At 71.4% G+C, this 23024-nt stretch carries 19 protein-coding genes; 3 read left to right on the top strand and 16 right to left on the bottom strand.

Annotated features, from left to right (window positions below; all coding sequences use genetic code 11):
* Nucleotides 1-275: 275 nt before the first annotated feature.
* From topA to AB0P17_RS00630, 7 genes are all read right to left on the bottom strand, one after another.
* A complete protein-coding gene (gene topA, locus AB0P17_RS00600; RefSeq protein WP_365806247.1) occupies nucleotides 276-3131 on the bottom strand; it encodes a type I DNA topoisomerase in 2856 nt (951 codons plus the stop codon).
* Nucleotides 3132-3575: 444 nt separating this feature from the next.
* Complete coding sequence (locus AB0P17_RS00605) at nucleotides 3576-3773, bottom strand: hypothetical protein (protein ID WP_329824091.1); 198 nt, start codon at nucleotides 3771-3773, stop codon at nucleotides 3576-3578.
* A 144-nt stretch (nucleotides 3774-3917) separates the two neighbouring features.
* Nucleotides 3918-5468, bottom strand: coding sequence for a methyltransferase (locus AB0P17_RS00610; protein WP_365806249.1), 1551 nt, complete (start codon nucleotides 5466-5468; stop codon nucleotides 3918-3920).
* A gap of 154 nt (nucleotides 5469-5622) precedes the next feature.
* Nucleotides 5623-6216 carry a small secreted protein gene (locus tag AB0P17_RS00615; protein WP_365806251.1) on the bottom strand — a complete coding sequence of 198 codons (594 nt, stop codon included), beginning with the start codon at nucleotides 6214-6216 and terminating at the stop codon, nucleotides 5623-5625.
* Between the two features lie 364 nt (nucleotides 6217-6580).
* A complete protein-coding gene (locus AB0P17_RS00620) occupies nucleotides 6581-8992 on the bottom strand; it encodes a sodium-translocating pyrophosphatase (protein WP_365806252.1) in 2412 nt (803 codons plus the stop codon).
* A 249-nt stretch (nucleotides 8993-9241) separates the two neighbouring features.
* Nucleotides 9242-9694, bottom strand: coding sequence for an ATP-binding protein (locus AB0P17_RS00625; RefSeq protein ID WP_365806253.1), 453 nt, complete (start codon nucleotides 9692-9694; stop codon nucleotides 9242-9244).
* A gap of 103 nt (nucleotides 9695-9797) precedes the next feature.
* Nucleotides 9798-10151: an STAS domain-containing protein gene (locus AB0P17_RS00630; RefSeq protein WP_003967428.1), complete on the bottom strand. Its 354-nt coding sequence runs from the start codon at nucleotides 10149-10151 to the stop codon at nucleotides 9798-9800.
* Between the two features lie 79 nt (nucleotides 10152-10230).
* Between AB0P17_RS00630 and AB0P17_RS00635 the strand changes: the two genes are divergently transcribed.
* The gene (locus AB0P17_RS00635; protein WP_365806255.1) at nucleotides 10231-12774 is read left to right on the top strand and encodes a DEAD/DEAH box helicase; all 2544 of its coding nucleotides are present in this window, start codon (nucleotides 10231-10233) and stop codon (nucleotides 12772-12774) included.
* Here AB0P17_RS00635 and AB0P17_RS00640 read toward each other — a convergent pair.
* The 7 genes from AB0P17_RS00640 to ssd all read right to left on the bottom strand — a co-directional run bounded on the left by AB0P17_RS00640 (nucleotide 12662) and on the right by ssd (nucleotide 17725).
* Nucleotides 12662-13075: an Rv3654c family TadE-like protein gene (locus AB0P17_RS00640; protein ID WP_365806257.1), complete on the bottom strand. Its 414-nt coding sequence runs from the start codon at nucleotides 13073-13075 to the stop codon at nucleotides 12662-12664. The two genes, AB0P17_RS00635 and AB0P17_RS00640, sit on opposite strands and share 113 nt — an antisense overlap.
* Nucleotides 13072-13494, bottom strand: a complete 423-nt coding sequence (locus AB0P17_RS00645; protein WP_365806488.1) for a TadE family type IV pilus minor pilin — start codon at nucleotides 13492-13494, stop codon at nucleotides 13072-13074. The genes AB0P17_RS00640 and AB0P17_RS00645 overlap by 4 nt, the downstream gene beginning before the upstream one ends.
* A 4-nt stretch (nucleotides 13495-13498) precedes the next feature.
* The gene (locus AB0P17_RS00650) at nucleotides 13499-13729 is read right to left on the bottom strand and encodes a DUF4244 domain-containing protein (RefSeq protein WP_365806259.1); all 231 of its coding nucleotides are present in this window, start codon (nucleotides 13727-13729) and stop codon (nucleotides 13499-13501) included.
* A gap of 63 nt (nucleotides 13730-13792) precedes the next feature.
* Complete coding sequence (locus AB0P17_RS00655) at nucleotides 13793-14569, bottom strand: type II secretion system F family protein (RefSeq protein ID WP_365806260.1); 777 nt, start codon at nucleotides 14567-14569, stop codon at nucleotides 13793-13795.
* Nucleotides 14566-15432 carry a type II secretion system F family protein gene (locus AB0P17_RS00660; protein ID WP_365806490.1) on the bottom strand — a complete coding sequence of 289 codons (867 nt, stop codon included), beginning with the start codon at nucleotides 15430-15432 and terminating at the stop codon, nucleotides 14566-14568. Before AB0P17_RS00660 ends, AB0P17_RS00655 begins: the two co-directional genes overlap by 4 nt.
* A gap of 11 nt (nucleotides 15433-15443) precedes the next feature.
* On the bottom strand, nucleotides 15444-16631 hold the full coding sequence (locus tag AB0P17_RS00665) for a TadA family conjugal transfer-associated ATPase (protein WP_365806262.1): 1188 nt from the start codon (nucleotides 16629-16631) through the stop codon (nucleotides 15444-15446).
* A complete protein-coding gene (ssd, locus tag AB0P17_RS00670) occupies nucleotides 16628-17725 on the bottom strand; it encodes a septum site-determining protein Ssd (RefSeq protein ID WP_365806264.1) in 1098 nt (365 codons plus the stop codon). The genes AB0P17_RS00665 and ssd overlap by 4 nt, the downstream gene beginning before the upstream one ends.
* A 512-nt stretch (nucleotides 17726-18237) precedes the next feature.
* Here ssd and AB0P17_RS00675 point away from each other — a divergent pair.
* Complete coding sequence (locus AB0P17_RS00675) at nucleotides 18238-19083, top strand: HAD-IB family hydrolase (RefSeq protein WP_365806266.1); 846 nt, start codon at nucleotides 18238-18240, stop codon at nucleotides 19081-19083.
* A 381-nt stretch (nucleotides 19084-19464) separates the two neighbouring features.
* Here AB0P17_RS00675 and AB0P17_RS00680 read toward each other — a convergent pair whose 3' ends face one another.
* Nucleotides 19465-20403 (bottom strand): oxidoreductase, encoded by a 939-nt coding sequence (locus AB0P17_RS00680; protein WP_365806268.1) that lies wholly within the window; start codon nucleotides 20401-20403, stop codon nucleotides 19465-19467.
* A 102-nt stretch (nucleotides 20404-20505) separates the two neighbouring features.
* Between AB0P17_RS00680 and AB0P17_RS00685 the strand changes: the two genes are divergently transcribed.
* Nucleotides 20506-21492, top strand: coding sequence for an ATP-binding protein (locus tag AB0P17_RS00685; protein WP_365806269.1), 987 nt, complete (start codon nucleotides 20506-20508; stop codon nucleotides 21490-21492).
* A gap of 19 nt (nucleotides 21493-21511) precedes the next feature.
* Here AB0P17_RS00685 and AB0P17_RS00690 read toward each other — a convergent pair whose 3' ends face one another.
* The gene (locus tag AB0P17_RS00690) at nucleotides 21512-22810 is read right to left on the bottom strand and encodes a hypothetical protein (protein WP_365806270.1); all 1299 of its coding nucleotides are present in this window, start codon (nucleotides 22808-22810) and stop codon (nucleotides 21512-21514) included.
* Nucleotides 22811-23024 lie beyond the last annotated feature (214 nt).

Below are 23024 nucleotides of genomic sequence, written 5' to 3' on the forward strand. Positions count from 1 at the left end.
TCCCCGCCGCGCACGACGGCCATCACGCGTCCGTCGTGCGCGGCCGCAAGGAGTTCACGCCCCGCGGCCCGCACGCGTCCGAGCCCGCGGCAGCGCGCGTCGCACGGCGTGCTTCGCGCCATGCGCACCAGGCGACGCCCGTCGAGCGGCACGCGCCGGACACCGCACGCCGGACGGCACGCGCCGGCCCCGCACGCCCTGCGCCGGCCCCGCACGCCCTGCGCCGGCCTCGCACGCCCTGCGCCCGTCCCGCCGCCGCTACGCGACCGTCGTCGCTACGCGTCCCTCGTCGCCGAGCCCGAAGCCGACGACTTCTTCGCCGCCGTCTTCTTCGCCGTGGTCGTCCCGCCCGTTGCGGTCGCCTTCTTGGCCGTTGTCTTCTTCGCGGCGGCCTTCTTCGCCGTCGTGGCCTTCTTGGCGGGCGCCTTCTTCGCGGGAGCCTTCTTCGCCGCCTTCTTGGCGGTCTTCTTGGCCGGGCCCTTCGCGCGCTTCTCCGCGAGCAGCTCGTACCCGCGCTCCGGGGTGATCGCCTCGACGCTGTCGTCCGTCCGCAGGGTCGCGTTCGTCTCGCCGTCCGTGACGTACGGGCCGAACCGCCCGTCCTTCACGACCACCGGGCGCTCGCTCACCGGGTCCGTACCCAGCTCCTTCAGCGGCGGCTTGGCCGCGGCCCGGCCCCGCTGCTTGGGCTGGGCGTAGATCGCCAGCGCCTCTTCGAGCGTGATGTCGAAGAGCTGGTCCTCGCTGGTCAGCGACCGCGAGTCCGTGCCCTTCTTCAGATACGGGCCGTACCGGCCGTTCTGCGCGGTGATCTCGACACCCTCGGCGTCCGTCCCGACCACCCTCGGCAGCGACATCAGTCTGAGCGCGTCGTCGATGGTGACCGTGTCGAGCGACATGGACTTGAAGAGCGAGGCGGTGCGCGGCTTGACCGCGTTCTTGCCGGTCTTCGGCGTGCCGTCCGGCAGGATCTCGGTGACGTACGGCCCGTAGCGGCCGTCCTTCGCCACGATCTGGTTGCCGGTGACCGGGTCGGCGCCCAGCTCGAAGTCGCCGCTCGGCTTGGCCAGCAGTTCCTCCGCGTAAGCGACGGTCAGCTCGTCGGGCGCCATCTCCTGGGGCACGTCGGCGCGCTGGTGGCCCTCCGCGTCCTTCTCGCCGCGCTCCACATACGGCCCGTACCGTCCGACGCGCAGCATGATGCCGTCGCCGACGGGGAACGAGGAGATCTCCTTGGCGTCGATCGCGCCGAGGTCGGTGACGAGTTCCTTGAGGCCGCCGAGGTGGTCCCCGTCGCCGTTGCCCGCGCTCGAAGCGGCGCCCGCGTTGTCGTCGCCCTCGCCGAAGTAGAAGCGCTTGAGCCACGGCACCGACTGGGCCTCGCCCTGGGCGATGCGGTCGAGGTCGTCCTCCATCTTGGCCGTGAAGTCGTAGTCGACGAGCCGGCCGAAGTGGGTCTCCAGAAGGTTGACGACGGCGAAGGACAAGAAGGACGGCACCAGTGCCGTGCCCTTCTTGAAGACATAACCGCGGTCGAGAATGGTGCCGATGATGGAGGCGTACGTCGACGGGCGGCCGATCTCGCGCTCTTCCAACTCCTTGACCAGCGACGCCTCGGTGTAGCGGGCGGGCGGCTTGGTGGCATGGCCGTCGACCGAGATCTCCTCGGCGGCGAGCGCGTCGCCCTCGGCGACCTGCGGCAGCCTGCGCTCGCGGTCGTCCAGCTCCGCGTTCGGGTCGTCCGCGCCCTCGACGTACGCCTTCATGAAGCCGTGGAAGGTGATCGTCTTGCCGGAGGCGGAGAATTCCGCGTCCCGGCCGTCGCTCGACGTTCCGCCGATCCTGACGGTGACGCTGTTGCCGACCGCGTCCTTCATCTGGGAGGCGACGGTCCGCTTCCAGATCAGCTCGTACAGCCGGAACTGGTCGCCGCTCAGTCCGGTCTCCGCGGGGGTGCGGAAACGATCACCCGAAGGACGGATCGCCTCGTGCGCCTCCTGGGCGTTCTTGACCTTCCCGGCGTACGTACGCGGCTTGTCGGGCAGATAGCCCGCCCCGTACAACTGCGTGACCTGGGCACGGGCCGCCGCCACCGCGGTGTCCGAGAGGGTCGTGGAGTCCGTACGCATATAGGTGATGAAGCCGTTCTCGTACAGCTTCTGCGCGACCTGCATCGTGGACTTCGCCCCGAAGCCGAGCTTGCGCGACGCCTCCTGCTGGAGGGTCGTCGTGCGGAAGGGCGCGTACGGCGAGCGGCGGTACGGCTTGGACTCGACCGAGCGCACCGCGAAGGAGGACTCCGCCAGCGCGGCGGCCAGCGCCCGCGCGTTCGCCTCGTCGAGGTGCAGCACTTGGTCGGACTTGAGCCGGCCGTCCGAGCCGAAGTCGCGGCCCTGGGCGACGCGCCGGCCGTCGACCGAGTTCAACCGGGCGACCAGCGAGGACGGGTCGGACGGATCCCCCGGGCGGCCAGTGGCGAACGTGCCGGTCAGGTCCCAGTACTCGGCGGAGCGGAAGGCGATGCGCTCGCGCTCGCGCTCGACGACGAGCCGGGTGGCGACGGACTGGACTCGGCCCGCGGAGAGGCCCCGCATGACCTTCTTCCACAGGACCGGCGAGACCTCGTAGCCGTACAGCCGGTCGAGGATCCGGCGGGTCTCCTGCGCCTCGACCATGCGCGCGTTCAGCTCACGCGGATTGGCCACCGCGGCCCGGATCGCGTCCTTGGTGATCTCGTGGAAGACCATCCGGTGGACGGGGACCTTGGGCTTGAGCACCTCCTGGAGGTGCCACGCGATGGCTTCGCCCTCGCGGTCCTCATCGGTGGCGAGGTAGAGCTCGTCGGATTCGGCCAGCAGCTCCTTGAGCTTTCTGACCTGGGACTTCTTGTCGGCGTTGACAACATAGATCGGCTGGAAGTCGTGTTCGACGTCCACTCCGAGGCGGCGCACCTCGCCGGTGTACTTCTCGGGCACCTCGGCGGCGCCGTTCGGGAGGTCACGGATGTGCCCGACGCTCGCCTCGACGACATAGCCAGGGCCGAGGTAGCCCTTGATCGTCTTCGCCTTGGCAGGCGACTCGACGATGACGAGTCGGCGGCCGCCGTGTGCGGTCTCGCTGGTCGGGGACAACTTCGCTCTTCTCTCCGGTCGGCGCTGGGTGGGCCCGTACGGCAGTACGGCAGAACGGCACGGCGGGGCGCGTGACGGCCCAGCGGTGACGCTGCTTCGCTGCGGAGTGTGACGGTACAACCCGCCCCCGTGTCAAACGGCAAAAGACCGCAACGGCCACTCGAACGGTAACCCGACTCCAGCCGTTCCTGCCGCCCGGACCCCCTCGCCCGTCGCGTCGGGCCGCCCCGGCGGTGGGCACTCCGGGGCGCCTGATGACGGTCGGGTACGGGCGTCGCATGGGGCGCCCGGGACTCGTCCCCGCCGGGTCGCGGCCCAGGTCCGGGGCGCTTCCGCAGCAGGTCCGGGGGATGGTGGCACCGCACGCCGGGTCGCGTGAGTCCCGCCCGTCGGGGCGGGACGATCATGGCCTCAGGGCGGCGGCGGGACGGTGGATCGCTTGGATCAGATACGACCGAAGCACCACACGCCGAGAGCGAGAAAGACCACGCCCGAGAGTGTCGCGAGCGTGATGGACGCCGCAGGCCGCACGCCGTGCGCCACCGGTGCCCGGTGCAGGACGCGAGCGCCCGTCCACAGCAGCAGCCCGGCACCGAACAGCGTGAACACCACTCCCGCGAAGATCGCCGGCTCGCTCTCCACGGCCGCCTCCCGTCTCTCCGTGGCGCCAGTCGCGGGGCGCCGGGAATCCAGGAGGCAGATGCTGGCACCCCGGGACATACCCGGCGCGAACTCCGGATGAACGCGGCGCGTCGCGGGTCGTCCGGCGGCTCACCGGCGGGCGGCTCACCCCAGCGCCGGACCCGGTGCCGCCGCCCCCGGGGCGGCCGGCGTGGCGGGGACCGGGGCCGGCTCCAGGAAGCCCTCCTCCACCAGCAGCCGGATCGACTGCGGCGTCCGGTCCCGGAGCAGGACCGGGTCCTCCCCCATGAGCTGGGCGATCGCGTCCAGGATCCGCCCGGCGCTCAGGGACCCGTCGCAGACCCCGGCGAACCCGGCGCCGACCGTGTCCACCTTGGTGGCCCGGCGCATTCCGCGGTGCTGCCGGAGCACCACGTGCTCGGGGTCCTCGGCGCCCGGCAGCCCGACCTGCTCCTGGACGACCTCCGCCGCGAGCACGAAATGCTCGGCGAGCAGCGCCGCGTCGTCGCGCGCCCGCAGATAGTCCTGCCGCTCGAAGTGGGCCCGTACGCTCTCGCCGAGCGGCTGCTCCACCGAGTGCGGCCACTCCTCCACGACGATCGACGGCTGTGCGGCGCCCGACTTCCGGAGCGAGATCCAGCCGAAACCGACCGCCTTCGTCCCGCGGGCCTCGAACTCGTCCAGCCAGGCGTCGTACCGCGCCGCGTACGCCTGCGGATCACTGCGGTGGTCGCCGCTGTCGCGCAGCCACAGCTCGGCGTACTGCGTCACGTCCTGGACCTCGCGCTGGACGATCCAGGCGTCGCAGCCGCGCGGCACCCACGACCGCAGCCGCTCCTGCCATTCCTCCCCCTCCACGTGCTGCCAGTTGGCGAGGAACTGCGCGTATCCGCCTTCGTTGAGCCGGTCCCCCGCCTGCTGAACGAGCGTGCGGCACAGATCGTCCCCGCCCATTCCGCCGTCCCGGTAGGTCAGCCGGGCGCCGGGGGAGATCACGAACGGCGGGTTGGAGACGATCAGGTCGTACGTCTCGTCCCCGACCGGCTCGAAGAGGGAGCCCTCGCGCAGCTCGGCCGCGGGCGCCCCGGAGAGCGCCAGGGTCAGCCGGGTGAAGCCGAGCGCCCTCGGGTTGAGATCGGTGGCGGTGACCCGGGTCGCGTGCTGGGTGGCGTGCAGCGCCTGGATGCCGGAGCCCGTGCCCACGTCGAGCGCCCGGCCCACGGGCGTACGGACCGTGAGCCCCGCCAGGGTCGTCGAGGCGCCGCCGACGCCGAGCACCACATCCTCGCCGTGCCCCCGCGCGCCCGCGGCACCGCCGACGGAACAGCCCAGGTCGGAGACGATGAACCAGTCCTGCCCGTCCGGTCCGCCGTACGGCCGTACGTCCACGGTGGCGGTGATCCGGTCGCCGTCCCGTACGACCCAGCCGTCCGTCAGCGCGGCGTCCAGCGGAAGGGCGGCTTCCGCACGCTCCTCGGGGACCGCCCTCTGGAGCAGGAAGAGCCGGACGAGCGTTTCGAGCGGGGTGTCACCGCGGGTGGCGCGCAGCGCGGGCACGGTCTCGCTGCGGGCCAGCGCGGCGTAGGCGGAGGCGCCGAGCAGTTCCAGGAGGCCGTCGGCGGTGAAGTCGGCGGCGAGCAGGGCCGCACGGAGTCGGGGCGAGTGGTCGGGCGTGGGAAAGCTGGTCGTACTCACCCGCCCATTGTGGCGTCTCCCACTGACAACGGCCCGCGGCCCGGCCCCTGGACGTGTGAGTCCGATGGGGCCGGGCCGCGGGTGCCACGTTCGGGAGTGCGGTCCACGACGGGCCCGCGACGGGGCCCGCGGCGGTCAGGCGCCGCCGCGCGGGTCAGCGCTCGCTGCCCGCCGTCGTGGGAGAGGCGGACGCGCCACCCACGGTGGGCTTCTGGCAGCCGGGCTGCTTCGCCATCGCCTTGCCGACATCGCCGGACTGCAGCTTCTGGAGCGCCTGGTCGCCGCTCTTGCTGAGGGTGGCCAGTTCGTCCGCGACGCCCTTGAGGCCGTCGGCGAACTTCGCCTGGTCCTTGGTGTCCAGCTCGTCGACCTTCGTCTTGAGGCCCCCGTAGGACGCCGCGGTGGAGTTGAGCTCCTTGACGGCCTCCTGCTGGGTCTTCTCGCCGTCGGTGACGGGCGGGGCGCCCGCGCTGTTCACGGCGGCGCCCAGCGACTTGTACGCCTGGGAGATAGACTGGAAGGCGGCGGCGTCCGCCGTCTGGACGTCAGCGGGTTTACTGCTGTCCGAGGTCGCCTGCTGGATGGACGTGTTGGCGTCCGCGATCTTCTTTAGCTGTGGCTGGACCTGGTCGCAGACCTTCTTGGCCCAGTCGTTCACCTTGCTGTCGTTGTCGTCACCGCTGCAACCGGACAGCGCCATGAGCAGTACCGCACCGCCGGACAGCGTGGCCACAAGCTTCTTGTTCACCGGATGGGTCCCTTCCAAGGCTCTCGGCCCCGGAACATACACGCCGCCGGGGTGGCAGCCGCGCCCCGGACGTCCGGTACGTAGGCTATTGCAGCCATTTGCACCAAGGGAGAGACACCTCACGCGCACGGCCCGCTCCGGCGCGGCGCGTAGCGCCCGCACGCAGGGCCCGCACATGCGGGCGGCACGTACGGACGGCAGGTCAATCCGCGCCGTCCGTACGCACCTTGACCGGATCCGATCATGACCGGCGCCGATCGATGACCCGGGCAGAGCCGGATCGGCTGCCCGGTCCATCAGGCGAAGAAAAGTGACCAGAAGCGGTCATCCGGTGGCCGAAGGACGACCAACGGGTGACCGGAGGTCATGACGCCGCCACCGGATCGGGCGACTTCTCGCTGCCGCCGCCCCTGCCCTCCCCGCCGCTCCCGTCCCCGTCGTCCACGGTGACCGAGCGCCGCTTGGAGACATAGACCGCCCCCACGATGACCACCAGGGCGAGCACCGCGACCAGCGTGCGCACCCCCGCGCTGGCGTCGCCCCCGTAACTGAACTGCACGACCGCCGGGGCGATCAGCAGCGCGACCAGGTTCATCACCTTCAGCAGCGGGTTGATGGCGGGGCCCGCCGTGTCCTTGAACGGATCCCCGACGGTGTCGCCGATGACCGTCGCGGCATGCGCCTCGCTGCCCTTGCCGCCGTGGTGCCCGTCCTCGACCAGCTTCTTCGCGTTGTCCCAGGCGCCGCCCGAGTTGGCGAGGAAGACGGCCATCAGGGTGCCGGTGCCGATCGCGCCGGCCAGGAACGACCCGAGCGCCCCCACGCCGAGCGAGAAGCCCACGGCGATCGGCGTGAGCACGGCGAGCAGGCCCGGTGTGGCCAGCTCGCGCAGCGCGTCTTTGGTGCAGATGTCGACGACGCGCCCGTACTCCGGCTTCTCCGTGCGGTCCATGATCCCGGGATGCTCGCGGAACTGCCGCCGCACCTCGTAGACCACCGAGCCCGCCGACCGCGACACCGCGTTGATGGCCAGCCCGGAGAAGAGGAAGACGACCGCGGCGCCGAGGATCAGCCCGACCAGGTTGTTGGGCTGGGAGATGTCCAGGCTGAGCGTGAGTTCGCCCGCTCTGGCCCCGACATCCGCGACGGCGGTCGCGATGGCGTCCCGGTACGAGCCGAAGAGCGCCGCCGCGGCGAGTACGGCCGTGGCGATGGCGATGCCCTTCGTGATCGCCTTGGTGGTGTTGCCCACGGCGTCGAGCTCGGTCAGCACCTGGGCGCCCGCGCCCGTCACCTCGCCGGACATCTCGGCGATGCCCTGCGCGTTGTCGGAGACCGGCCCGAAGGTGTCCATGGCGACGATGACGCCGACCGTGGTGAGCAGCCCCGTGCCGGCCAGGGCCACCGCGAACAGGGCGAGCATGATCGACGTACCGCCCAGCAGAAAGGCCCCGTACACCGCGAGACCGATCAGCAGTCCCGTGTAGACGGCGGACTCCAGGCCGATGGCGATGCCCGCGAGCACGACCGTGGCGGGGCCGGTCAGGGCCGACTTGCCGATGTCCTTGACCGGTCGCCGGGTGGTCTCGGTGAAGTAGCCGGTGAGCTGCTGGATCAGAGCGGCGAGCACGATGCCGATGGCGACCGCGACCAGGGCGAGGAGCCGGGGGTCGCCGCCGTGCGTGAGGATCGACCGGTCGGAGACGCCGTCCAGCTCCGCGTACGAGGACGGCAGGTAGACGAAGACCGCGACGGCCACCAGGACGAGCGAGATCACCGCGGAGATGAAGAAGCCGCGGTTGATGGCGCTCATGCCGCTGCGGTCGGTACGGCGCGGGGCCACCGCGAAGATGCCGATCATCGCGGTCACCACGCCGATCGCGGGGACGATCAGCGGAAAGGCGAGGCCGAAGTCGCCGAACGCCGCCTTGCCGAGGATCAGCGCGGCGACGAGCGTCACGGCGTACGACTCGAAGAGGTCGGCGGCCATGCCCGCGCAGTCGCCGACGTTGTCGCCCACGTTGTCGGCGATGGTGGCCGCGTTGCGCGGATCGTCCTCGGGGATGCCCTTCTCGACCTTGCCGACGAGGTCGGCGCCGACATCGGCGGCCTTGGTGAAGATGCCGCCGCCCACGCGCATGAACATGGCGATCAGCGCGGCGCCGAGGCCGAACCCCTCCAGGACCTTGGGGGCGTCCGCGGCGTAGACGAGGACCACGCAGGAGGCCCCGAGCAGCCCGAGCCCCACGGTGAACATGCCGACCACGCCGCCCGTACGGAATGCGATCTTCATGGCTTTGTGGGAGACGGCCGTCAGATCTTTTTCCGGTTCGCCTTCGGCCGGTGTCGCCTCACGCGCGGCAGCGGCCACCCGCACATTACTGCGTACGGCGAGACGCATGCCGATGTAACCGGTGGCCGCGGAGAAACCCGCACCCACCAGGAAGAACAGCGAACGTCCCGCGCGCTGCGACCAGCTGTCGGCCGGCAGCACCATGAGCAGAAAGAAAACCACCACGGCGAATACGCCGAGGGTGCGCAACTGCCTGGCCAGATAGGCATTCGCGCCTTCCTGTACAGCGGCAGCGATCTCCTTCATGGAATCGGTGCCCTCACCGGCCGCCAGGACCTGGCGCACCAGTAGCTGGGCCACGAACAGCGCGGCCAGCGCTACGACCGCGATGACGATCACGATCAGCCGATTGCCGTCCGTGAGTATCGCGGCCGCGAGAGAAGTGGGGTGCTCGGACAGGTGTGGTTGGAAGTATCCCGCCATTCGTCCTCCTTGACGCTCAGCGTTCAAGATGGACGGATTGTAGGGAGCGGAACCTGATCAAAACAGAGCGCGCCACAAGGTAATTGACCTTGACATAAGGAATCACCCGGGAAACGAGTAATGGGATAAAAGCGTTTACTCAGCCGGACGGAAACCCGGTAGAAATAAGAAAGGCCCTGCTCAGCAGGGCCTTTCCCGGTACGGCCGGAAGGGGTGCGGCCGATAAAATGATCAGGACATCCGAAACGGTCAGGATGTCGCGACGGGCGGTGTCGTGGGCCAGCTCATCCGGATGACGCCGCCGTCGTCTCCCGAAGTCACCTCGACGTCGTCGACGAGCCCGCTGATGACCGCGAGACCCATCTCGTCCTCGTCCTCGGCGTCACTCTCGTGGTCGCCCGGGGACGCGCCCTCGCCCGCTTCCGAGGCCCCGGCGCCGCCGGCGCCCGTACCGGACACCCCGTCGCCGACCTCGATGGAGAACGCCTTCTCCTCCTCGGTGAGCACGACTCTCACCGGTTCGGTGATGCCATGACTGCGGTGCAGCCCGACCGCACGGCTGCATGCCTCACCGACCGCGAGTCTGACCTCGTCCAACACAGCTTCGTCGACGCCTGCCCGGCGAGCAACGGCGGCCGCCACCAGACGGGCCGTTCTGACATGTTCGGGCTGGGCGCTGAAGCGGAGTTCAACGGTGGCCATGCGATCCCCCTCGAACGTATGAGCGTGCAAACTCACGGGCGCGGGCACCCGGGCGCGACGGCCCGGTGCCTCTGCCCACTCCTCCGGAAAGCGACGTCCGACCTCAGTCGGTGGCCGCCACGGCCTCGTCGACCGTGGTGTGGATCGGGAACACCTTGGTCAGACCGGTGATCCGGAAGATCTTGAGAATGCGCTCCTGGTTGCAGACCAGGCGCAGCGAGCCCTCGTGGGCACGCACACGCTTCAGTCCGCCCACGAGCACGCCGAGACCGGTCGAGTCCAGGAAGTCCACGCCCTCCATGTCGACAACCAGGTGGTAGCTGCCGTCGTTCACCAACTCGACCAACTGCTCGCGCAGCTTGGGCGCGGTATACACATCAATCTCGCCACCGACCTCGACGACCGTACGGTCGCCACCAGGGCCGGACACATTGCGAGTCGACAGGGACAGGTCCACGGATCCTCCAGCACCTTGCTATCGAGCGGTCGCCCCTCGGGTCTCCCCGACGGAGCCAGGGGACGTATCGCCAGCCGCGATGGCATTCAATCACTTACCAGCGGTCATGCACGACGCCTTGGGCCCATTGTCCGTCATGCCAGTGACACACTCGATGCCGATGGCCAGGAATCATCGTCCCAGTGGACCCCCGCAGACCGGGGGCGAACGCCCCTCTCCCGGCACGGTCCTCGACCGCCTCGCCGCAGGGGCGGGCCGTGCTGCGCGCATCACCCATACGGAGCACCTGCCCCCACGTGAGGGCCGTCATGCCGTGTGGCCCGATCGCATCCGCGCGGAAGTGATCAACGCCATTCAGCGGGCGGGCGTCGAGCACCCGTGGACGCATCAGGCGGTGGCCGCCGAGCACGCCCTGGACGGCGAGTCCGTCGTCATCGCCACGGGAACGGCCTCCGGCAAGTCGCTCGCCTACCTCGCCCCCGTGCTGACCACCCTCCTCGACGGCTCCGAGGCGCCCAACGGCCGTGGCACCACGGCGCTCTACCTCGCCCCGACGAAGGCCCTCGCCGCCGACCAGCGGCGCGCGGTGAAGGCCCTCGCGGCCCCGCTCGGCAACGGCGTGCGCCCCGCCGTCTACGACGGCGACACCCCCGTCGAGGAGCGCGAATGGGTCCGGCAGTACGCGAACTACGTACTGACCAATCCCGACATGCTGCACCGGGGCATCCTCCCCTCCCACCCCCGCTGGGCCTCCTTCCTGCGCGCGCTGCGCTATGTCGTCATCGACGAGTGCCACACCTACCGCGGCGTCTTCGGCTCGCACGTCGCCCAGGTGCTGCGCCGACTCCGCCGCGTCTGCGCCCGCTACGGCGCGCACCCGGTCTTCCTCCTCGCCTCGGCCACCGCCGCCGAACCCGCCCAGGCCGCGGGCCGGCTCACCGGTCTGCCCGTGCGCGAGGTCGCCGACGACGCCTCCCCCCGGGGCGAACTGGTCTTCGCCCTCTGGGAGCCCCCGCTCACGGAGCTCCACGGCGAGCGCGGCGCGCCCGTACGCCGTACCGCCACCGCCGAGACCGCCGACCTCCTCACCGACCTCACCGTCCAGGGCGTCCGTACGGTCGCCTTCGTACGGTCCCGGCGCGGCGCCGAACTGATCTCCGTCATCGCCCGGGAACGCCTCGCGGAGGTGGACCGCTCGCTGGCCCGCCGGGTCGCCGCCTACCGGGGCGGATATCTCCCGGAGGAACGCCGCGCGCTGGAGAACGCCCTGCACTCCGGCGAGCTCCTCGGCCTCGCCGCCACCACCGCCCTGGAGCTGGGCATCGACGTCTCCGGCCTGGACGCCGTCGTGATATCCGGCTACCCCGGCACCCGGGCCTCGCTCTGGCAGCAGGCGGGCCGGGCGGGCAGATCGGGACAGGGCGCGCTGGCCGTTCTCGTCGCCCGGGACGACCCTCTGGACACCTTCCTGGTCCACCACCCCGAGGCGCTGTTCCAGCAGCCGGTGGAGTCCACCGTTCTCGATCCGGACAATCCGTACGTCCTCGCCCCCCATCTCTGCGCCGCGGCGGCCGAACTCCCCCTCACCGAGGACGACCTGACGCTCTTCGGCCCGGCCGCGCCCGCCCTGCTGCCGCAGCTGGAGTCCGCGGGGCTGCTCCGCCGCCGCGCCGCCGGCTGGTACTGGACCCGCCGCGAGCGGGCCGCCGATCTCGCCGACATCCGGGGCGAGGGCGGGCGTCCGGTCCAGATCGTCGAGGCGTCGACCGGACGGCTGCTCGGCACGGTCGACGAAGCGGCCAGCCACACCGCCGTCCACGACGGCGCCGTCCACCTCCACCAGGGCCACACCTATCTGGTGAAAAACCTCGACCTGTCGGATTCGGTCGCCCTGGTCGAGGAGGCCAACCCGCCGTACTCCACCACCGCGCGCGACACCACCGCCATCTCCGTCCTCGAAACCGACACCGAGATCCCGTGGGGCACCGGACGCCTGTGCTACGGCTCCGTCGAAGTCACCAACCAGGTCGTCTCCTTCCTGCGCCGCCGGCTCATCACCGGCGAAGTGCTCGGCGAGAGCAAGCTCGATCTGCCGCCGCGGACCCTGCGCACCCGGGCCGTGTGGTGGACGGTCACCGAGGACCAGCTCGACGCGGCCCGGGTCAACCCCGAGCAGCTCGGCGGCGCGCTGCACGCCGCCGAACACGCCTCCATCGGCATGCTGCCGCTCTTCGCCACCTGCGACCGCCGGGACATCGGCGGCGTCTCCGTACCGCTCCACCCGGACACCCTCCTGCCGACCGTCTTCGTGTACGACGGCCACCCCGGCGGCGCGGGATTCGCGGAACGCGCCTTCCGTACGGCCCGCGCCTGGCTCACCGCGACCCGTGAGGCCATCGCCTCCTGCGAGTGCGAGGCGGGCTGCCCGTCCTGCATCCAGTCGCCCAAGTGCGGCAACGGCAACGACCCGTTGCACAAGCGGGGCGCCGTACGGCTGCTGACCGAACTGCTCAGGGCGGCACCCCCGGATCCGGAGGAAGCGGAGGCCCAGGGTCCGGCGCATCCCGCGGAGGAAGCGGATCCGGCGGATACCCCGATCGCGGCGGACCGGCCCGCGCCCTGACCGTGGGCGCGTACGGACCGAACCGCGCGGTGGCCGTCACCTCCGCGATCTCCCCGCTCAGCACGCACCGGATCACCCGCGCCCCCTGCGCCGCCGCTACCTCGGCCGCCCGACGGCAGGCGTCGGCCGGGCCGCTCGGCGCGCGGTCGGCCGCGGCGAGCGCCGCCAGATCCGCGGCGGCCCCCGCGCGGTGGCGCGTGACGACCGCCTGCCCCATCGCGAGCACCGCCGCGAAGACCACACACATCGTGGTCGCCGCCATGGCCGCCCACACCGTCGCCGCGCCCCGGTCCCGGCTCATGGAGTCGCCCCAGTCGGTTCCGGGCCGCCTGACGCCCCTTCAGGGCCGCCCTGGGCGTCCTCCGCCGGCGCGACCGCCTCCGAGGCGAGCGTCAGGGCCAGTGAGCCCGGCCCGGGCGCCGGCGCCTCCACCCGGACCCGCCACACATCGCCCGTACGGTCCAGGGTGACCCTGGCCCCCCGCGGGGCGGCCGAACGGGCTGCGGCCAGCGCCGTGGCCCGTGGCTCGGACCTCGCCGCCGCCCGCGCCCCCGCCCTGGCGGCGTCCACGCACTGGATCTGCGCGGCTGCCGCCGTCAGACCCCAGACCAGCGACAGGGTGAAGACCACCAGCGCGGGCACCGCCACGGCCGCCTCCGCCGTCACCGAGCCCCGATCTGCCCCTCCCGCCCGGACGGGACGCCCCCGGGCCGTACGCACCGACTCAGAACTGCGCACCGAGCGCCCTGCCGATCAGCCCCTCCAGCGCCCCCGAGACGGACCCGCTGGTGACCACCCGGTAGAGCACCGCCGCGAAGGCGCAGGCGGCGATCGTCCCCACCGCGTACTCGGACGTGGTCATCCCCGTATCGGCCCGCGCCCGCCGCAGCAGTGCGCGGAGCAGCCCGTCCCTTCGCCGTACCGGTCGCGCCTCTCGCGTCTGTCGTGTCCACATGTGACTCTCCCCGTCCTCCGTGATAAATCATTGGAAAATGCTGGAAATCATCAACGGCACAGATCAGTTGCCGCTCAGCAGTCCGCTCGCCAGACCGATCACCACCGGGGCCACCCCCACCGCCAGGAAGGCGGGCAGGAAGCACAGCCCCACCGGTGCGGTGATCAGCACTTGGGCCCGCTGAGCCCTGGCCACGGCCTCCCGTGACCGGGCCGCCCGGAAGCCGTCGGCCAGCCGGGACACCGGCTCCGCCGCCGGCGCTCCGGTGGCGGACGCCCGCTCCAGGCAGCGGGCCAGCCCGGCGGCGCCCGGTATCGCGCCGAACCGCCCCCACGCCGCCGCCGGTTCACCACCGAGCCGGATCTCCGCCGCCGCACGCGCCAGCCCGTCACCGACGGGGCCGCCCAGCGACTCCCCGACGGCCTCCGCCGCCTCGCGCGGTCCGGCCCCTGCCGCGACGCAGGCGGCCAGCAGATCGGCCGCGAGCGGAAGCTGCCGCGCCGCCGCGCCGGCCGAGGAGCTGTCGCCGGAGCGGTCCGTACGCAGCCATCTCCGGGCCCCGTACGCCCCGGCCAGCCCGACCGCGAGCCCCGCCATCCCGCCGACCAGGGCCCAGGCGATGAGCACCACACCCAGCGGCGGACCCCAGCGCCCTGCCCGTTCCACCGTCCACGGGCGCGCCCGCGACGGCCGCTGTACGTGCCCGGCCTCCAGGAGCACGGCCAGCCGCCGACGGACCCGCCGTCCGCTCCGCCCAACCGACACCGCGACGAACAGACACCCCATGGCGACCGACACCAGGACCGCCGTCCACAGCCCGGGAACGAGCGCGGCACTCATGACGCCTCGCCGATCCGTACGATCCGGGCGGCCCACCACAGCCCGGCGGCCTCCAGCAGGCCGCCCACCGCCAGACAGCCCAGACCGGCCGGGGTGTGCAGCAGCACGCGCAGCGGATCCGCGCCCAGCGCCCAGCCCATGGCCAGCCCCACCACAGGCAGCAGTGCCAGCACGACCACCGTCGACCAGGCGCCCGCCAACTGCGCGCGCAGGCCCTCCCGCTGCTCGCTCTCCGCCCGAAGGGCCGCCTCCAGCCGGTCCAGCCCGGCGGCCAGCCCCGCGCCGCCGTCCACCGCCACCCGCCAGCAGGCCGCGAGCCCCACCAGGCCCTCCGCCCCCGGCTCACGCGCCCCCCGCCGCAGCACGTCCGGCACATCGCCGCCGAACCGGGCCGCCGCCAGTACGGCGGGCTCGGCGCCGCCCAGTCCGCCGGTCGAGGCCGCCGCGACCAGCAGGGCCTGCACGGGCTGGAGTCCCGCCCGTAACTCACCCGCGGCGGCGCCGCAGAGCGCCACGATCCCGGCGGCGCGCCGCTCCCGCTCCTTACGCCGCTCGCCCGCCCGCAGCCGCCGCCCCACCAGCGGCACCGCAAGCGCGCCGCCGAGCAGCGGCAGCACAGACTCACCCACCAGGGCGAGCAGCAACGCAGGGGGCAGGCACCACCACTCCCGAGGCATCCCCCGCGCCCTGTCCCGGAGCCGCGGAAGCAGCCGCTCCCACGAAGGCTCCCCGGGCGCCGGTCCCCCGGGCGTGCCGCCGGACGCCAGCAGCAGCCTGGCCCGGCGCAGCCCTCTCTCCTCGCGGGCCGTCAGCCGGACCGCGGCCACCGCGCACGGCACCGCCGCACACGCGAGGGCCGTCATGGACACCGCGGTCACAGCGCACCTCCGAGCAGCGCCCGCAGCCGCGGCCAGCCGCGGTCGTGCGCGAAGGCGTCAACGCGCCACCGCAGCGCGGGTACCGGCACCACGAGTCCGGCGGCGTCCCGTTCCAGCACATGCACCTCGGCGAGCCTCCTGTGCCCGTCGCGGTCCCGCACCAGATGGATCACGACGGACAGCGCCGCCGCCAACTGGCTGTGTAGGGCAGCCCGGTCCAGCCCCGCCGCCGTTCCGAGGGCCTCCAGCCGCGCGGGTACGTCCGCGGCCGTGTTGGCATGCACCGTGCCGGAGCCTCCTTCGTGTCCCGTATTGAGGGCGGCCAGCAGTTCGGTGACCTCCGGTCCTCTGACCTCACCGACGACCAGCCGGTCCGGCCGCATCCGCAGTGCCTGGCGGACCAGGTCCCGCAGGGTCACCAGGCCAGCGCCCTCCTGGTTCGCCGGGCGGCCCTCCAGCCGCACCACATGCGGATGGTCCGGCCTCAACTCGGCCGAGTCCTCGGCCAATACGATCCGCTCGCGTGCTCCGACCAGACCGAGCAGGGTGGACAGCAGGGTCGTCTTCCCCGTGCCCGTACCGCCGCTGATCAGGAAGGAGAGCCGGGCGTCCAGCAGCGCGCGGAGCAGCCGCTCGCCGCCCGGCGGAATCGTCCCGGCCCGGGTCAGCTCCGCGAGCGAGAACGCCTTGGGGCGCACCACCCGCAGCGACAGACAGGTCGAGCCGATGGCGACCGGGGGCAGCACCGCGTGCATCCGTGTGCCGTCCGGGAGCCGGGCGTCGACCCAGGGCCTGGCGTCGTCGAGCCTGCGCCCGGCCACGGCGGAGAGCCGCTGCGCCAGTCTCCGTACGGACGCCGCGTCCGCGAAGGACACCGTCGTCAGTTCGAGTCCGCCGCCCCGGTCCACCCACACCCGGTCGGGTGCGGAGACCAGCACATCCGTCACGGACGGATCGGCGAGCAGTGGTTCCAGCGGGCCGCTGCCCACCAGCTCGCACCGCAACTCCTCTGCGGCGCCGAGCACTTCCGAGTCGCCCAGCAGCCGTCCCTGCGCCCGCAGGGCGGCGGCCACCCCGGCCGGGGTCGGTTCGGCCCCGCTCTCCGCGAGCCGCTGCCGCACCGCGTCGAGCAGTCCGCCGGCCCCGGAGGGGGAGAGGGGCCTCAGGGGCATCGTGGAGGTCATGCGGGCACGCTCCCGTCCGCGGCGAGGGCCCGCTCCCAGAAGGCCGTGCAGAACGCCGCGAGCGGCCCGCGCCCCCGGCCTCCCGGCGGCGCTCCGCTCTCCAGCGCCTCCGACAGCCCCGGCTCCAGCGGCATTTCACCCGCCAGCGGAAGGCGGAGCGCGTCGGCGATCCACTGCCCGTCGAGGCCTGCGGCGTAGGGCCCACGGACCACCGCGCGCAGGTCATGAAGGACCATGCCCACCGCCGAGGCCACCCGCCCGGCCGCCGCGACGGCCCGCAGCTCCGCGGGGACCACCAGCAGCCCCACGTCCACCTGGGCCAGCGCCTCGGCCATGGCCTCGTCCACTCTGCGCGGGAGATCCACGACGACCACACCGCCGCGCCTGCGGGCCGCGGCCAGCACCGATCTCATGGCCTCCGGCCTGACCACCACGGAATCTCCACGATCCCAGCTGAGAACCCTCAGTTGGTGCAGTAAGGGCAGCGACTCCTCCAGGGCACCGCCCGCGACCCTCCCCTTGGAAGCCGCGAAATCCGGCCACCGCCGCCCCTCGGTCTGTTCACCGCCGAGCAGCACGTCGAGCCCTCCGCCGAGCGGATCGCCGTCGACGAGCATCGTGCGCTCGCCCTCGCGCGCCGCGGTGACGGCCAGCGCGCAGGCGAGTGTGGAGGCCCCGGCGCCGCCCCTGCCGCCGATCACCCCGACGGTCAGCGCCGACTTCCCCACGCCCTCGGCGGCGTCCGCGATACGGTCCACCAGCCAGTTCTCCGCGTCCGGCAGCCGCAGCACACACTCGGCGCCGATCTCCACCGCACGCCGCCACACGTCCGGGTCGTCCTGGTCCTTCCCGACCAGCATCACCCCGCGCCTGCGCGCGGCCCCCCGGCAGCGGACCGCCGCGTCGTCCCCGACGAGGACCATCGGCGCGTCCTCCCAGGAGCCCTTCCGCTCCGGCACCGCGTGGTGCACCTCCGGCTCGGCGCCGGCCGCGGCGCACAGGCGCAGCAGGTCGTCGAGCAACTCCGCGTCCTCGGTGAGGATCAGCGGTCCGGCACGGTGTCCGTCGGGCCCGCGCGAGCGATCGGATGTCATGGATCCAGCCACGATCTCCGCCCCCTATCTCTGACGTGATCCGGTATCCGCGAGCGCTTCTCTCCGCGATCTCGCACTGATCCGGTATCCCTGATTCCGGCTTCCGCGAAGTTCGCGGCCGGAATCACCGTGCAGGACAACAAGAAATCGTGTGGATCTTGCTGAAAAACTGTGGACAACTCACCAGTTGTGAATATCCCGGTAGCTCATACCGGTGACTTCCGGAGCGGAGCGCTTTGACTACGCACCGTGACGGGCATGCTGGTGGCGAGGTCGTCGCGCGGAGAGATCAAAGAGAGGGGGACGCCGTGGCGCGAAGGCCCAAAACGGGTCCGGACATGCGACGACCCCCGCCGGGGGGGAGAGCGGGGGTCGTCCCCACGGCCGACTCGGGGGGGGAGGAGCCGGACCGGGTTAGCACGGTCGCGAACGATCCGTGACTTCCATGGTGTACCCGAGAGCCTTCTCAAGCAAACCCACGCGCCGCACCTTACGCCGAATGGTGGGCGCATATGCTCGACCCCGTGGAAAACCACTCCTTGCCGCGCACAGCAGCCTTCTTTGACCTGGACAAGACGGTCATTGCGAAGTCTTCGACGTTGACCTTCAGCAAGTCCTTCTACCAAGGCGGCCTGATCAACCGCCGCGCCGTACTGCGCACCGCGTACGCACAGTTTGTCTTCCTCGCCGGAGGGGCGGACCACGACCAGATGGAGCGGATGCGGGAGTACCTTTCCGCGCTCTGCAAGGGCTGGAACGTCCAGCAGGTCAAGGAGATCGTCGCGGAGACCCTGCACGATCTGATCGACCCGATCATCTACGACGAGGCGGCGTCCCTCATCGAGGAGCACCACACCGCCGGCCGCGACGTGGTGATCGTCTCCACCTCGGGCGCGGAGGTCGTCGAGCCCATCGGCGAGCTCCTGGGCGCCGACCGCGTCGTGGCCACCCGGATGGTCGTCGGACCCGACGGCTGCTTCACCGGCGAGGTGGAGTACTACGCGTACGGGCCGACCAAGGCAGAGGCGGTCAAGGCGCTCGCCGCGTCCGAGGGGTACGACCTGGCCCGCTGTTACGCCTACAGCGATTCGATCACCGATGTGCCGATGCTGGAATCGGTCGGCCACCCCTTCGCCGTCAACCCGGATCGGGCGCTGCGGCGCGAGGCGGTGGCACGCGCATGGCCGGTTCTCGTCTTCAGTCGGCCTGTCCGGCTGAAGCAGCGCCTGCCCGCTTTCTCCATGCCACCCCGCCCCGCCCTGGTCGCGGCGGCCGCGGTGGGCGCGGCGGCGGCAACGGCCGGACTGGTCTGGTACGCGAGCCGCCGCCGACAGTCCGCTCTCTTTGCCCGTGTTTGAACCTAAAAGTAAAGAAGTGGGGCCAGGGGTTCCGCATCCTGGCGGACTGGAGTACAAAGGATTCAACGGCCCGCGAGACCAAGGACATCCGAGAGGATTACCTTTATACGCACCAGGCCCCACGGACCGAGCATGGAAGCCGAGCACCCACGCGACGTCGACCCGTCGATTACGGGCCAGCCGCACCAGGCGACGGGCAAAGTACCCGACCTGATGGGCAATATAACGAGGACGCTTGGTAACTCGACGGACATGCCAGCGGCGGTGCCCCCACGGTACCGCCGCAACTTCGTTCGAGGCATGGGCAGCAGGCCGCCCCCTGGACCAGACGCAACGAGACGCGGCGAAACATAACGGGCAGGACAGACGTGGGGCCGGGCGTCAGGCCGCGCCCCGCTGCAGGGCCTCGCAGACGGCCGTGGACTCCCGTACCCCCAGCTCGACGGCGCGACCGCAGTGCGTGATCCACGCCGCCATCCCCTCCGGAGTCCCGGTCAGATAACCGTCAAAGGCAGCCGCGTACGCCGCGCGCCCCAGCTCCGCGTGACCGACCTCCGCCGGGCAGATCGACTTGGGGTCGAGACCGCTGCCGATCAGCACGATGCGCTCGGCCGCCCGCGCCACAAGGCCGTTGTACGACCCGAAGGGGCGCAGCGCCAGCAGTTCCCCGTGCACCACCGCAGCCGTCACCAGCGCGGGCGCCGTACTGGTCGCGAGCACCAGCTGCGCCAGTCCGTCCAGCCGTGCGGCCACCTCGTCCGCGCCCGGCAGCGGCGCCTCGGCCCACGGGCCAGCGGCCGGCGCCCCATCGGGCAGCGCCCCCTCGGCCAGCGGCGCACCGGCGCCGGAAGCCGCGAGGCCGGAGCCGGGCGCCTCCACGACCGGTTCCCCCGCCAGCCGGGGCCGCCCCACGGTGCGGTCGGACACCCCGGCACCGCCGGCGGCCACCAGGTGCAGCCGGGCCAGCACCCGGAGCGGTGACTGCGACCAGATGGAGAGCAACTGGCCTGCCTCGGCGTTCAGCCGCAGAGCGGCGCCGACCGTACGCGCCTCGGCGTCCGAGCCGAAATCGCTGCGCCGGCGCACCTCTTCGAGCGCCCAGTCCGCTCCGGACAGCGCGGCGGAGCCTCGCGCCGCGCGGAGAGCCGCCTCGGAGGTGACCTCGCCGCTACGACGCCGCATCACGCGGTGGCCGTAGACCCGGTCGACGGCCTTTCGCACGGAGTCCACGGCGTCGGGGACGCCCGGCAGGGCCGCCAGGGTGGCCAGGGGGTCCTCCGGCCATGGCGCGGAGGAAGCGTCAGAGGCTGTCGTACTCATAAGTAGCGAGGCTACGCGCCCCGCGCGTACGTCCCACCTTGGAGTGGTCTTCTCCACACAAGCACCTCACCCGCAGCGAGAATGCGGCTACCCTACGTGAACATGAAGATCGCTTTCGTGGGGAAGGGCGGCAGCGGCAAGACGACGCTGTCCTCGCTCTTCATCCGCCACCTGACCGCCAACGAGGCCCCCGTCGTCGCAGTGGACGCCGACATCAACCAGCATCTCGGAGCCGCGCTCGGCCTCGACGACACAGCAGCCGCGACGCTGCCCGCGATGGGGGCACACCTGCCGCTGATCAAGGAGTATCTGCGGGGCACCAATCCGCGGATCTCCTCGGCGGATTCGATGATCAAGACAACGCCGCCGGGCGAGGGATCGCGGCTGCTGCGGGTCTGCGAGAACAACCCGGTGTACGACGCGTGCGCCCGCCCCGTGGCTCTCGACGACGGCGAGATCCGGCTGATGGCCACCGGCCCGTTCTCGGAGTCCGATCTGGGCGTGGCCTGCTACCACTCCAAGGTCGGCGCGGTTGAGCTGTGCCTGAACCATCTCGTCGACGGGCCCCACGAGTACGTGGTCGTCGACATGACGGCCGGCTCGGACTCCTTCGCCTCCGGAATGTTCACCCGGTTCGACATGACATTCCTGGTCGCCGAGCCGACCCGCAAGGGGGTGTCGGTCTACCGCCAGTACAAGGAGTACGCACGGGACTTCGGGGTCTCGCTCAAGGTCGTCGGCAACAAGGTCCAGGGCCGGGACGACGTGGAGTTCCTCCGCGACGAGGTGGGCGAGGACCTGCTCGTCACGGTCGGCCACTCCGAGTGGGTACGGGCGATGGAGAAGGGCCGGCCCGCCCGGTTCGAACTGCTGGAGGCGGACAACCGCTGCGCGCTCCAGACGATGCAGGACACGGCGGAGGACTCGTACGAGCTGCGCGACTGGGAGCGGTACACGCGGCAGATGGTCCACTTCCACCTCAGGAACGCCGAGAACTGGGGCAACGCGAAGACAGGGGTCGACCTGGCCGCTCAGGTCGACCCCGCCTTCGTCCTCAGCGAAGCCCTCGCCCTGCCCCAGCCCTCCTGACGAAAAGCCGGCCGGCGGCTCAGCTTCCCGCGGCGGTGGACGGGGACGCGGTGGTGGCCGGGGACGCAGAGGTGGCCGGGGAGGCGGAGTTCATGGGGGAGGTGGCCGCCGTGTAGGCCGCCCAGCCGCCCTTCGGGGCCTCGCCCACGCCGAGGCCCCGCAGCTTCTCCAGGGTCGCCGGGTCCTGCGCGTCCAGCCAGTCCACAAGCTGGCGGAAGGTCACGCACTGCACGTCCTTCTGGGTGCAGACCGTCTTGATGGTCTCCTCGACGGCGCGCATGTACGTGCCGCCGTTCCAGGACTCGAAGTGGTTGCCGATGATCAGCGGGGCGCGGTTGCCCGCGTAGGCGCGGTCGAACGCCTGGAGCAGGCCGTCACGCATCTGATTGCCCCAGTACGTGTGCTGCGATTCGTCACCGCTCGACTCCCCCGACTGGTTGTACATGAAGTTGTAGTCCATCGAGAGCGTCTCGAACTCGCGGCCCGGCACCGGGACGAGCTGGAGCGGAACGTCCCACAGCCCCTCCTTCTTCTTCGGCCAGACCTGGTTGCCGATGCCGCTGGAGTCGTAGCGGAGGCCGAGCTCCCGGCCGGCCCGCATCGCGTTCTTCTGGCCCTCCAGGCACGGCGTGCGGGCGCCGATCATCTCCTTGTCGTAGTCGAAGGGCAGCGGGGCCTCGTCCTGGAGGCCCGCGTTGGTCTTCCAGCCCTTCACGAACGACTTGGCCTGGTTGATCTCGCTCTTCCACTCGTCGACGGACCAGGTGCCGACGCCGCCCTCGTTGCCGCAGAAGTGGCCGTTGAAGTGGGTGCCGATCTCATTGCCCTCGCTCCAGGCGGCCCGCACCTCGCGCAGGGTGTCCTTGATCCCCTTGATGTCGTTGAAGCCGATGTCCGACTGGCCGGGCAGGTGCTTCGGCGGGTCGTACTGCTGGGCCTTCTCCTCGGGGAGCAGATAGACACCGCTCAGGAAATACGTCATCTTCGCGTTGTACTTCCGGGCCACCTCCCGGAAGTGCGAGAAGAGCTGCTGGCTGTCCTCGCCCGCACCGTCCCACGAGAACACCACGAACTGCGGGGGCTTCTGGCCGGGCTTCAGCCGCTGCGGCGCGGAGAGATGCGGCTGCGCACCGGTGAACGCGGTCGAGCCGTCACCGATGAGCCGTACGGCGTTCTGCGCTCCGGGCGCCCCCTTCTCCGCCTGGGAGCCCTTCGCCGCTTTCTCCCCGGCGCCCTGGGCACCGGAGCATCCGGCGAGGCCGACGGCGAGCGCCATGACAGCCGCGCCGAAGGAGATCCGTTTTGTGGCGGCCAGCATCCGCCCACCTCTTCCTTCAGGTTCCGTACCGAAGTGCCGAGCGGCGACTGCCGACACGGCGTCGAGTGCGGACAACCTCGCACCGAGACCAATAAGAAGAAGAAACGACAAGCCGTACAAAATGACTAATCACTACCCCGAGTGAATAACTAGTCCATTTGCCCGAAATGCCCTACATTAATCTTTACCCTCCATTACGATCCATTTACCAAGA

The sequence above is a fragment of the Streptomyces sp. NPDC088124 genome (assembly GCF_040685895.1).
GTDB lineage: Bacteria > Actinomycetota > Actinomycetes > Streptomycetales > Streptomycetaceae > Streptomyces.